At 68.8% G+C, this 10,595-nt stretch carries 10 protein-coding genes; 4 read left to right on the top strand and 6 right to left on the bottom strand.

What is annotated here, in order from left to right:
* Together FFI97_RS32680 and FFI97_RS32675 are read right to left on the bottom strand one after the other, a co-directional pair.
* Nucleotides 1-546 (bottom strand): N-formylglutamate amidohydrolase (locus FFI97_RS32680; RefSeq protein WP_144004558.1); only part of this gene is annotated, 546 nt, incomplete at its 3' end.
* A gap of 12 nt (nucleotides 547-558) precedes the next feature.
* On the bottom strand, nucleotides 559-1,521 hold the full coding sequence (locus tag FFI97_RS32675; RefSeq protein WP_139705118.1) for a tripartite tricarboxylate transporter substrate binding protein BugE: 963 nt from the start codon (nucleotides 1,519-1,521) through the stop codon (nucleotides 559-561).
* Nucleotides 1,522-1,630: 109 nt separating this feature from the next.
* On the opposite strand from FFI97_RS32675, the gene FFI97_RS32670 reads away from it, so the two are divergent.
* Nucleotides 1,631-2,566, top strand: coding sequence for a LysR substrate-binding domain-containing protein (locus FFI97_RS32670; RefSeq protein ID WP_139705130.1), 936 nt, complete (start codon nucleotides 1,631-1,633; stop codon nucleotides 2,564-2,566).
* 7 nt (nucleotides 2,567-2,573) lie between these two features.
* Here FFI97_RS32670 and FFI97_RS32665 read toward each other — a convergent pair whose 3' ends face one another.
* Together FFI97_RS32665 and FFI97_RS32660 are read right to left on the bottom strand one after the other, a co-directional pair.
* On the bottom strand, nucleotides 2,574-3,554 hold the full coding sequence (locus tag FFI97_RS32665) for a tripartite tricarboxylate transporter substrate binding protein (RefSeq protein ID WP_185993770.1): 981 nt from the start codon (nucleotides 3,552-3,554) through the stop codon (nucleotides 2,574-2,576).
* Between the two features lie 6 nt (nucleotides 3,555-3,560).
* The gene (locus FFI97_RS32660; protein WP_139705117.1) at nucleotides 3,561-6,530 is read right to left on the bottom strand and encodes a DNA topoisomerase III; all 2,970 of its coding nucleotides are present in this window, start codon (nucleotides 6,528-6,530) and stop codon (nucleotides 3,561-3,563) included.
* 84 nt (nucleotides 6,531-6,614) lie between these two features.
* Between FFI97_RS32660 and FFI97_RS32655 the strand changes: the two genes are divergently transcribed.
* From FFI97_RS32655 to FFI97_RS32645, 3 genes are read left to right on the top strand one after another with little or no spacing between them, the layout of a single operon-like run.
* Complete coding sequence (locus tag FFI97_RS32655; protein WP_370870000.1) at nucleotides 6,615-7,343, top strand: SET domain-containing protein; 729 nt, start codon at nucleotides 6,615-6,617, stop codon at nucleotides 7,341-7,343.
* Nucleotides 7,344-7,345: 2 nt separating this feature from the next.
* Complete coding sequence (locus tag FFI97_RS32650) at nucleotides 7,346-8,161, top strand: biotin--[acetyl-CoA-carboxylase] ligase (protein ID WP_139705115.1); 816 nt, start codon at nucleotides 7,346-7,348, stop codon at nucleotides 8,159-8,161.
* 8 nt (nucleotides 8,162-8,169) lie between these two features.
* Entirely contained in the window at nucleotides 8,170-8,370 is a 201-nt protein-coding gene (locus tag FFI97_RS32645; RefSeq protein ID WP_062480380.1) for a hypothetical protein, read from the top strand.
* A gap of 5 nt (nucleotides 8,371-8,375) precedes the next feature.
* Here the strand turns inward: FFI97_RS32645 and FFI97_RS32640 are convergent, their stop codons facing one another.
* Both FFI97_RS32640 and FFI97_RS32635 read right to left on the bottom strand, forming a co-directional pair.
* Nucleotides 8,376-9,101 carry a HEAT repeat domain-containing protein gene (locus tag FFI97_RS32640; protein WP_139705112.1) on the bottom strand — a complete coding sequence of 242 codons (726 nt, stop codon included), beginning with the start codon at nucleotides 9,099-9,101 and terminating at the stop codon, nucleotides 8,376-8,378.
* Nucleotides 9,098-10,540, bottom strand: a complete 1,443-nt coding sequence (locus tag FFI97_RS32635) for a sensor histidine kinase (RefSeq protein ID WP_139705110.1) — start codon at nucleotides 10,538-10,540, stop codon at nucleotides 9,098-9,100. The genes FFI97_RS32640 and FFI97_RS32635 overlap by 4 nt, the downstream gene beginning before the upstream one ends.
* Nucleotides 10,541-10,595: the final 55 nt, after the last annotated feature.

Here is a 10,595-nt window from a genome sequence, read left to right as displayed (position 1 = left end):
GTGGCTGCCCGCGATGGCGGGCATCGAGTGGCAGTTGATGTGGATGCTGTAGCCGTGCCGCGCATGCGCTTCGTCGATGGCCTGGGCCACCGCCGCGTGGTACGGGCGCCAGCACTGGTCGATGCGCTGGCGCACCTCGGCCACCGTGAGCGGCCGGTCGTAGATCGGCAGGCCTTCGTCGGTGAGCTTCCAGATCAGGCCCTTGCCCAGGCGCACTTTCGACAGCACGCGCGGGTCGCTCGACACCGGGTCGGTCCACGGGCCGTCGAGCATGGTGGTGTCGACCTCGGTCATGTCGCGGTTGGCGTCGAGGTAGCTGCGCGGAAAGTGCGCCTCGATCCAGGCGGCACCCATGTCGCTCGCGAAGTCGTAGAGCTTCTCGACGTGGGTGTCCTCGGCCCGGCGCAGCGTGGCGAGCTCGCACACGGGCCGGAAGTCCTCGGGGTAGACGGTGCCGCTGTGCGGGGAGTCCAGCACCAGCGGGGTGTGCCCGGCGACGCTGGTCACCTGGGCGCGGGTTTGAATCAGTTTCAGGACTGGATGCATAGGCGGTGTCGGTCAGTCCAATCGGATGCGCGCGAAGGCGGCCACCTTCTTCATCTTCTCGATCTCGCTCGCGATCTGCTTCGTGAACTCGGCCGGCGTGGTGCCCGAGGCGTACAGCCCCTGCAATGCCAGGCGCTCGCGCACCGCGGGGTCCTTCAGCGCCGTGGCCACGGCCTGCTGCATGCGCAGCACCAGCTCGGCGGGCGTGCCGGCGGGCGCGATCATGCCGAACCACGAGGGGTCGTTGCTGGCCGCGTAGCCCAGTTCGCCGTAGGTCGGCACTTCGGGCAGCACGTCGAGGCGGCCGCTCCAGGACACGGCCAGCGCCTTCAGCTTGCCGGCCTTCACGTGCGGCAGCGACGAGGCCACCTGGTCGAAGTACACCGGCACCTGGCCCGCGAGCACGTCGTTGATGGCCGGGCCCGCACCGCGGTAGGGGATGTGCACCATCGAGGTTCCGGTGCTGCTCTTGAACAGCTCGCCCCACATGTGGCCGATGGTGCCGTTGCCCGGCGAGGCGTACGACACCTTGCCCGGGTTGGCCTTCAGGTACTTCACGAGTTCCGCGAAGCTGCCGACCGGCAGCACGGCCGGGTTGATGACGATCACGCCCGGCGCCTTCACCAGCTCGGTCACGGCGGCGAAGCCCTTGATCGGGTCGTAGGGCAGCTTCTGGTACACGGCCGGGTTCACGCCGTGCGTGGACAGCGTGGCCACGCCGAAGCTCAGGCCGTCGGGCGTGGCGCGCGCCAGCTCGGCCATGCCGATCGAGCCGCCCGCGCCGGCGCGGTTGTCGATCACCACGGGCTGCTGGAGGATCTTGGCCAGGGGCTCGGAGAGCACGCGGGCCGTGATGTCGGTGGCGCCGCCGGGCGGGAAGGGCACGACGAGGCGGATCGGCTTGCCTTGGGCAAAGGATATTCCTGGGGCGAAAGAAACGGCAGCCAGGGTGGAGAGGAAATGACGACGTTGCATGAGGGTTCTTCCAATGGAACGATGAGTGAATGTGCAAAGCTGCAGCTCACCTGAAGCAAAGGATATACCCGATATCATTCCAATCTGGAATGACTTGATGGGCTCCCCCATGCCGCTGCGACGCCTCAACCCGCCCCTGAACCTGCTGCGCGCCTTCTCCACCGTGGTGCGCTTCGGTGGCGTGTCGCGTGCGGCCGAGGCGCTGCACCTCACGCAGGGCGCGGTGAGCAAGCAGGTGCAGGAGCTCGAGCGCTGGATCGGCGCGCCGCTGTTCGAGCGCAGCCGCAAGCGCCTGGCGCTCACGCCCGCCGGCGAGCGCTACGAAAAGGCCGTGCGCGCCCTGCTGGCGCAGCTGGAGGCGGCCACGCTGGAGCTCATCACCAGCGGCGACGGCGGCGGCGCGCTGCACCTGTCGACCCTGCCCACCTTCGGCGCCAAGTGGCTGATTCCGCGCCTGCCCGACTTCCAGCAACGCCACCCGCAGATCACCCTGCATTTCGTGCCCTTCGTGCATGGCTACGACTTCGAGCGGCCCGAGCTCGACTGCGCCATCCTGTTCGGCGACGGCCACTGGCCCGGCGCGCGCTCGCACTACCTGGCGGGGCAGGACGTGGCGCTGATCGCCCCGCGCGCCGCGCAGGCCGAGGCCGCCATCCGCACGCCGCAGGACGTGGCGCGCTGCACCCTGCTGCGCCATGTGAGCGTGCCGCAGTCGTGGCTGCACTGGAGCGAGGCGCACGGCGTGCGCGGGCTCGACCCGCTGGCCGGCCTGCAGTTCGACCAGTTCCAGACCATGATCCGCGCCGTCATGGCCGGCATGGGCGTGGCGCTGGTGCCGCGCTGCCTGGTGCAGGACGAGATCACGTCGGGGCTGGTGGAAGAGCCGCTGCCCGACGGCGGCTACCGGGGCAGCGAGGGCTACTGGTTCTGCTACCCCGAGGGGCGCGGCCAGCTGGCCACGCTGGACCATTTCCGCCACTGGCTGCTGGCCGAAGTCGACCGCAGCGGGGAAGCGACGGCGCAGCCGCCGGTCGCGCAGAACTGAGGAGTGGCTACTCGGGTTTGGCGCCCGAAGCCTTCACCGCCGCACCCCAGAGCCCGATCTCGTTCGCCACGAAACGGTCGAATTCGGCGCCGCTCGTGGGCGCCGGCTCGGAGCCCCGGTCGCGGATGAAGCGCGCCATCTGCTCGCTCTTGAGGATGTCGGTCACTTCCTGGTTCAGCCGCGCCACGATCTCGGGCGGCGTGCCGCGCGGTGCCATCAGGCCGAGCCAGCCGACGGCTTCGAAGTTCTTCGTGCCGGCCACGCCGCTCTCGCGCACGGTGGGCACCTCGGGCAGTTGCGACGAGCGCGTGGCCGACGTCACCGCCAGCGCAACCGCCTTGCCCGCCTTGATGTGCGGCAGCGCGGCCGTCACCGAGTCGACCATCAGCGGCACCTGGTTGCCCAGGAAGTCCGCCTGCGCCGGCCCACTGCCCCGGTACGGAATGTGCGTGATGAACACATGCGCCGCCGACTTGACCATCTCGCCCGACAGGTGCTGCGTGCCGCCGATGCCGGCGCTCGCGTAGCTGAGCTTGCCGGGCTCGGCCTTGGCGCGCGCCGTGAGCTCGGCCAGCGTGCGGATGCCGCTTTCGGGCGTGGCCAGGAACACCAGCGGCACCTTCGCGATGAGCGAGATGCCGACCAGGTCCTTGCGCGGGTCGAAGCCCGGCTTGGCATAGAGCGTCTGGTTCACCGCCATCGCGCTGCCCGCCACCACCAGCGTGTAGCCATCGGGCGGCGCGCGCACCACGAACTCGGTGCCGATGTTGCTGCCCGCGCCCGCCTTGTTGTCGACGATCACGGGCTGGCCCAGCCGCTTGCCGAGCTGTTCGGCGAGTGCGCGGGCAAAGATGTCGGTGGCCTGTCCCGGTGGGAAAGGCACGACCAGCTTGACGGGCTTGTCAGGCCACGCGGCGGCCTGGGCCAGGCCCGCACCGCCCAGCAGCATCGCTGCAGCCAGCGCGGTGGCGAGGTGTCTGCGCTGCATGCGTCGTCAGGCCGCGTCGGGCGCCGAGAGGTGCTTGCCCACGATGCCCGCGAGCTCGAACATCGTCACCTGGTCCTTGCCGAACACGGGTTTCAGCTTGGCGTCGGCGTTGATCGCGCGCTTGTTGGTCGCGTCCTGCAGGTTGTTGGCCTTGATGTAGTCCCACAGCTTCTTGATGACCTCGGTGCGCGCCACCGGTTCGGCGCCGATCACCGCGGCCAGCGAGTCGCTGGGCTTGAGGCCCGCGCCCGGCTTGCGCGGCTTGGCCGCCTTCTTCTCGGCCGGTGCCTTCTTGGCGGCGGGCGTCTTCTTCGCCGCGACCTTCTTGGCCGCCGCGGTCTTCGCGGCCGGCTTGCCGAAGGTCTTGCGCGGCGGGAACTTGCTGCCGCCTTCGCGCGGTGCGAATTCGAAGGTCACCTTGCCTTCTTCGGCGTTCCACGTGAGGAAGGCCTTGAAGGCGCGGCGCGTGCGCATCGACACGAACTTGTCGAGCAGGTCGGTCTTGCCGGTGGCGAGCAGCTTTTCCATCTGGTCGCGCTCGACCGGCTGCTGCAGGATGATCTTGCCGGTCTTGAAGGTGCAGCTCGGGGTCGGCTGCTCGTTCGTCGGCACCGACTTCTCGCAGACGTAGTTGCTGCCGTGATCGAACACCGGCGCGCCGCAGACCGGGCACGGGCCCACGGTGTCCTGCTGGCTGAAGTCGACGATCTCGCCGCTGTCTTCGTTCTTGTCGTCGCCGAAGTCGAACTCGAGCTTCCAGTTCTTGGCTTCTTCCCCGTCGTACTTGAGGATGATCTCGGCCGTGAAGGGCCAGCCCGCCTTGGAGCGGAAGCCCTCCAGCGGGCCGATGTGCTTGTTGGCCAGCAGCTGCTCGGCCTCGGCCACCTCGAAGGTGCGCCCGGCCGGCGACTTGCCGAACGAGAAGCCGCAGGCGTCCTCGCCCGTGCCGCTCTTGCCGGTGCAGCCGTAGCGGCGGTAGTTTTCCTTCACCACGCCGCCGCAGTTCGGGCAGGGCGTGGCGAGCGTGGCGTAGTCGCCGGGCACGGTGTCGCGGTCGTACTCCTTGGCCTTCTTGACGATGTGCTCCGTCATCTCGGCGATCTCGCGCATGAAGGCGTCGCGGCTCAGGGCGCCCTTCTCCATCTGCGCCAGCTTGTATTCCCACTCGCCCGTGAGCTCGGCCTTGGAGAGTTCTTCCACGCCCAGGCCGCGCAGCAGCGTCATGAGCTGGAAGGCCTTGGCGGTCGGGATCAGCTCGCGGCCTTCGCGCAGCATGTACTTCTCGGCGATCAGCCCTTCGATGGTGGCCGCGCGCGTCGCTGGCGTGCCCAGGCCCTTTTCCTGCATGGCCTCGCGCAGCTCGTCGTCGTCGATGGTCTTGCCGGCGCCTTCCATGGCGCCCAGCAGCGTGGCTTCCGAATAGCGCGCGGGCGGGCGCGTCTTCAGGCCCTTGAGGTCGGCCGACTCGTTCTGCACGATCTCGCCCGGCTTCACCGGCACGAGGCGCTTGCCGTCCTTGTCGTCTTCCTTCTCGTCGTCCTGGGCTTCCTTGCCGTAGATGGCGAGCCAGCCCGGCTTCACCAGCACCTTGCCGTCGGTGCGGAAGGGGTACTTCTTGCCGTTCTGTTCCACCGTGCTGATGCGCGTGGTCACCTGGTGCTCTGCGCTCGGGAAGAACACCGACAGGAAGCGGCGCACCACGAAGTCGTACAGCTTCTGCTCGGCTTCGCTCAGGCCGCTCGGGGCCTGCAGCGTCGGAATGATGGCGAAGTGATCCGACACCTTGGCGTTGTCGAAGATGCGCTTGTTGGGCTTGACGTAGTTGCCGTCGACCGCCTGCTGCGCGAACGGCGCCAGGTGCTTCATGCCGCTGCCGGCGAGCATCTCCATGGTCTGCTTGACCACCGGCAGATAGTCTTCCGGCAGCGCGCGCGAATCGGTACGCGGGTAGGTCAGCGCCTTGTGGCGTTCGTACAGGCTCTGGGCCAGCGCGAGCGTGGTCTTGGCGCTGAAGCCGAAGCGGCCGTTGGCCTCGCGCTGCAGCGAGGTCAGGTCGAACAGCGCGGGCGAGGCCTGCGTGGTGGGCTTGCTCTCTTCGGTGACGGTGGCGGGCTTGCCGCGCGAGGCGTCGGCGATGGCGCGGGCTTCCTGCTCGGACCACACGCGGTCGGCGCGCTGCTCGGCATCGGGCTCGCCGTTGGCCAGCAGTGGCGCGTTGGCCTTCTTCCAGTCGGGGTTGAACCACTTGCCCGGGTACTGGCCGGCCTCGGCCGCGAAGCTGCCGTGGATTTCCCAGTACTCGCGCGAGACGAACTTGCGGATCTGCTCCTCGCGCTCCACCACCACCGACAGCGTGGGCGTCTGCACGCGGCCCACGGTCGTGAGGAAGAAGCCGCCGTCACGCGAATTGAATGCCGTCATGGCGCGCGTGCCGTTGATGCCCACCAGCCAGTCGGCCTCGGAGCGCGAACGCGCGGCGTCGGCCAGGCCCTGCATCTGCTTTTCGGTGCGCAGCGCGTCGAAGCCGTCGCGGATCGCCTGCGGCGTCATCGACTGCAGCCACAGCCGCTTCACCGGCTTGCCCAGCGGGCTCTTGCCGCCGGCGTACTGCTCGATGAGGCGGAAGATCAGCTCGCCCTCGCGGCCCGCGTCGCAGGCGTTGATGAGCTGCGTCACGTCCTTGCGCTTGGCCTGCTTGACCACGGCGTTCAGGCGCGTCTTGGTCTTGTCGACCGGCTTGAGGTCGAAGTGCGGCGGGATCACCGGCAGGTTGGCGAAGCTCCACTTGCCGCGCTTGACGTCGAATTCCTCCGGGGCCTGGATCTCGACCAGGTGGCCCACGGCGCTGGTCACGACGTAGGTGTCGTTCTCGAAATGCTCGTCATGTTTGTCGAACTTGCCGGCCACCGGCGTGAGGGCCCGGACGATGTCCTGGGCCACCGACGGCTTTTCTGCGATTACCAAAGTCTTTGTCATCTGAGGGCTCTCTATACTCTGCGGCTTCCGCGTGCGCACGCGCGCACACGCATGTGTGCATATTCAACCTAACAGACTTCGGCGATGCCTTCCAAATCCCCACTTTCCGCCGGCCGCGACAAGGAAGCCGCCCCCGTGACCGAGCCCGAGGCGCGGTCCGCCGCCACGCGCTCCGGTGGCCGGCGCATCCAGATGCGCCGCTCGGACGTCCACGGCAACGGCGTGTTCGCCCTGCAGGACCTGGCCGAAGGTGAAACCCTGATCGAATACAAGGGCGAGGTCATCAGCTGGAAAGAGGCGCTGCGCCGCCATCCGCACGATCCGACCCAGCCGAACCACACTTTCTACTTCCACATCGACGACGGCCGCGTGATCGACGGCAACGTGAAGGGCAACGACGCGCGCTGGATCAATCACTCGTGCGAGCCGAACTGCGAGGCCGACGAAGTCGATGGGCGCGTTTATATCAAGGCCCTGAGAAACATCGCCGCCGGCGAGGAACTGAACTACGACTACGGCCTGATCATCGACGAGCCGTACACCGAGAAGCTGCTGTCCGAGTTCCCGTGCTGGTGCGGCTCCGAGATGTGCCGCGGCACGCTGCTGACGCCCAAGGACGAGGACGAGGAAAAAGACAAGAAGAAAAAGAAGAAGGCCAAGAAAAAGGCCGAGAAGAAGAAGGCCGAGGCCAAGGAAGCGAAGAAGGCTGAAAAGAAAGCCGAGAAGAAAAAAGCGGACAAGAAGGCCGACAAGAAAAAGGCCGACGGCAAGAAGAAGTCCAAGGGCGACGCCCCGGCCGCCGCCGGAGACTGACGATGGCCACGACGCCGGCCAGCGCCTGGTTCGAAGACCGGATCGCCGCGACGGTCGCGCCGCTGCTGCCCGGCTTCGCGGTCGAGGCCGTGGCCGAAATCGATTCCACCAACACCGAGCTGATGCGCCGCGCGCGCGCCGGCCGCACTGACCCCGTGCTGCTCGTGGCCGAGCGCCAGACGGCCGGGCGCGGTCGCCTCGGCCGCCCGTGGCAGAGCGCGCAGCAGCCCGAGGCGCCCGCCTCCCTCACCTTTTCGCTGGGCATGCCGCTGGCGCCGGCCGACTGGTCGGGCCTGTCGCTGGCCGTGGGCGTGAGCGTGGCCGAAAGCCTCGACCCGACGGGCGCTCACCAGGTCGGCCTGAAGTGGCCCAACGACATCTGGGTGAACGACCGCAAGCTGGTCGGCATCCTCATCGAAACGGCGATGCCGCAGACGGCCCGGCCCGATGCCGCGCGCTATCTCGTGGTGGGCATCGGCATCAACATCGGCCCGCGCGAGGGCGACGGCATGCGCACGCCGCCGGCCTGGCTGCGCCAGTGGCAGCCCGACGCGTCCGCGCCCGAGGTGCTGCTGTCGCTGGCCGAGCCGCTGGTGCGCAGCGTGCTTGCCTTCGAGGCGCAGGGCTTCGCGCCTTTTGCCGAACGCTTTGCGGCGCGCGACGTGCTGCGCGGGCGCGAGGTGACGCTCAGCGACGGCACCGCCGGCCTGTGCGAAGGCGTGGCCTGGGGCGGCGAGCTGCAGGTGCGCACCGACGCCGGCCTGCAACTGATCTCGAGCGACGAAGTGAGCGTGCGCCCGCGCGGCATGTCGTTCTGAGCGAGGGCATGAAGCTGCGCCTGGTCCTCATCGCCCTGCTCGCCGCCAACGCGGGCTACTGGCTGTGGACGCGCGGCGACCTGGCCGGCTTCGGGCTGGCGCCGGCGGCGCTCGACGAGCGCGAGCCGCAGCGCATGGCGCGGCAGATCCACCCCGAGTGGTTGCAGATCCGCAAGGAAGCCAAGCCTTCGGGCACGCCGGCGCCCTGAGCGGATCAGGCAGCAGCCGCGCGCGCGAACATGCGCCGCGCCTTGGCCAAGGCGGCCTGCAGCTTTTCTTCAGACGGCGGCTCGTGCGAGCTCGAGCTCAGGCCGAATTTTTTTCCTGCGATTTCCTGCACCGCGACCAGGATGCCGCCCAGCACGGCCGGATCGGTCTCGGTGTCGAGCGCCTGGCGCAAGGGCTCGAGCGCCTTGGGCGCAGCGCTGCGGCGGTTGAACACGATCTGCATCAGCGCGCTCGCGGCCCATCGGCGGTTTGCGGCGACGGCGTCGTGCGCGAGCAGCGGCACCACCTTGGCGATGTCCGTCGTGCCGCCGAGCCAGCCGATCACCCACAGCCCCTTGCAGCGCAGCTCGTCGTGCGGCGACGCGAGCGCGGCGCGCGCGAGGGCCGCGGTCTCTTTCAGGCGCCGGCCCTTGCGGTACTTGAAGCCGCCGAGCATCTGCAGCACCGTGGCCTGCATCGCAGGGTCGGGCTCTTGGTCGAACCGCGCGAGCAGATGGTCCTCGGCCGCGTCGCCGCGCTCGCCGAACTTGCGACACAGCCAGTCGTAGAGTTCGCTGTCCATGCCGGTGTCGTGCAGCAGCGTGTAGTGGAAGGCGAGCGCCTCGGCTGAATCCTGTTCCAGCAGATCGGCGCCGAAGTCGAACATGTCCGACACGTCGGTGTCGAGGCGGATTTCCAGGAAGCGTTGGCGCAGCGTGTCGAGCGGATTCATTCCGACGGGGCCTCCTCGAAGCGCACGGTGAAGAGCGCGCCCGGCGGATGTTTGCCGGGGTGCGCGTCTTCGAGCTTGACCTGTGCGCGGTGCTGGTTGGCGATCTCGCGCACGATCGGCAGGCCCAGCCCGGAACCGTCGGCCTCGTTGCCGAGCACGCGGTAGAAGGGCTCGAACACCAGCTCGCGGTCGGCCTCGGCGATGCCGGGGCCGTTGTCCTCCACCTGCACCAGCTGCACGTGGCCGAAGGGGTCGGCCAGCACGCGGGCGGTGATCACGCCGGGGCGCTCGGGTGTCGAGGGCGTGTAGTTGAGCGCGTTGTCGACCAGGTTGCGCACCAGCTCCTTGAGCAGCGTCGGGTTGCCGTCGACCATCACGCCGGGCGCGCCGGCCTGGACGCCGTCGTAGCCGAGGTCGATGCGCTTTTCGATCGCGCGCGGCACGGCCTCGCGCACCACCTCGATGGTCAGCCGCGCGAGGTCACAGGGCTGGCAGTGCGTCATGGCGCTGGTGCCCTCGGCGCGCGCCAGCGACAGCAGCTGGTTCACCGTGTGGGTGGCGCGCACGCTGGCGCGGCCGATCTGCTTGAGCGACTGCTTGAGCTCGTCGGCGTTGGCGCCCTCGCGCTGCGCCAGGTCGGCCTGCATGCGCAGGCCTGCCAGCGGCGTCTTGAGCTGGTGGGCGGCGTCGGCCAGGAAGCGCTTCTGCGTGAAGATGGAGTCGTTGAGCTTGTCGAGCAGCTCGTTCACCGACGACACCAGCGGCACCACCTCGAGCGGCACCGAGGACTCGTCGAGCGGGCTCAGGTCGCCCGGGCGGCGCTCGCGGATGCGCGCCTCGACCACCGACAGCGGCTTGATGCCGCGCACCAGCGCCAGCCAGATCAGCAGCACCGCCAGCGGCAGGATCGCGAACTGCGGCAGCAGCACGCCCTTGATGATCTCGGTGGCGAGCACCGCCTGCTTCTCGCGCGTCTCGGCCAGCTGCAGCAGCGAGGGCGGCACCTCTTCGCTGCCGCTGGGAATCCACAGCGAGGCCACGCGCACCGGCTGGCCGTGCACCGTGCTGTTGTGCAGCAGGACCACGTTGGTGCCGGGCGGGTCGTCCACGTTGGGCTGCGGCAGGTCGCGCTCGCCGTGCAGCAGCGTGCCGTGGCCGTCGAGCAGCTGGTAGTAGATGTGGCCGGCGTCGTCGGCACGCAGGATCTCGCGCGCCGACTGCGACAGCACGAAGTGCGTCTGCCCCTGCTTCACCGTGACCAGCTCGGCCAGCACCTTCACGTTGTGCTCCAGCGCGCGGTCGAAGGGCGCGTTGGCGATGCCCTGCGCCACCAGCCAGGTCACGCCGATGCTCACCGGCACGAGCAGCAGCAGCGGCGTGAGCATCCAGTCGAGGATCTCGCCGAACAGGGAGCGCTGGGCGCGCTGGAAGAGCTTCAAGGGAGTTCCTGGCAAGACGAAAGAACGCGGGCGAGCGTGAACTAGTACTGCGATT

This window comes from Variovorax sp. KBS0712 (genome assembly GCF_006323185.2).
Classification (GTDB): domain Bacteria; phylum Pseudomonadota; class Gammaproteobacteria; order Burkholderiales; family Burkholderiaceae_C; genus Variovorax; species Variovorax boronicumulans.
Note: the sequence above shows the minus strand (reverse complement) of the source record. Positions and strands in the feature narration are given on the sequence as shown.

What these genes read in the sequence shown, in the direction of transcription:
- FFI97_RS32670 (WP_139705130.1), top strand. Translation starts at nt 1,631, where the DNA reads ATGCCGCTGCGACGCCTCAACCCGCCCCTGAACCTGCTGCGCGCCTTC.
- FFI97_RS32640 (WP_139705112.1), bottom strand. Translation starts at nt 9,101, where the DNA reads ATGAATCCGCTCGACACGCTGCGCCAACGCTTCCTGGAAATCCGCCTC.
- FFI97_RS32660 (WP_139705117.1), bottom strand. Translation starts at nt 6,530, where the DNA reads ATGACAAAGACTTTGGTAATCGCAGAAAAGCCGTCGGTGGCCCAGGAC.
- FFI97_RS32665 (WP_185993770.1), bottom strand. Translation starts at nt 3,554, where the DNA reads ATGCAGCGCAGACACCTCGCCACCGCGCTGGCTGCAGCGATGCTGCTG.
- FFI97_RS32650 (WP_139705115.1), top strand. Translation starts at nt 7,346, where the DNA reads ATGGCCACGACGCCGGCCAGCGCCTGGTTCGAAGACCGGATCGCCGCG.
- FFI97_RS32675 (WP_139705118.1), bottom strand. Translation starts at nt 1,521, where the DNA reads ATGCAACGTCGTCATTTCCTCTCCACCCTGGCTGCCGTTTCTTTCGCC.
- FFI97_RS32655 (WP_370870000.1), top strand. Translation starts at nt 6,615, where the DNA reads ATGCCTTCCAAATCCCCACTTTCCGCCGGCCGCGACAAGGAAGCCGCC.
- FFI97_RS32645 (WP_062480380.1), top strand. Translation starts at nt 8,170, where the DNA reads ATGAAGCTGCGCCTGGTCCTCATCGCCCTGCTCGCCGCCAACGCGGGC.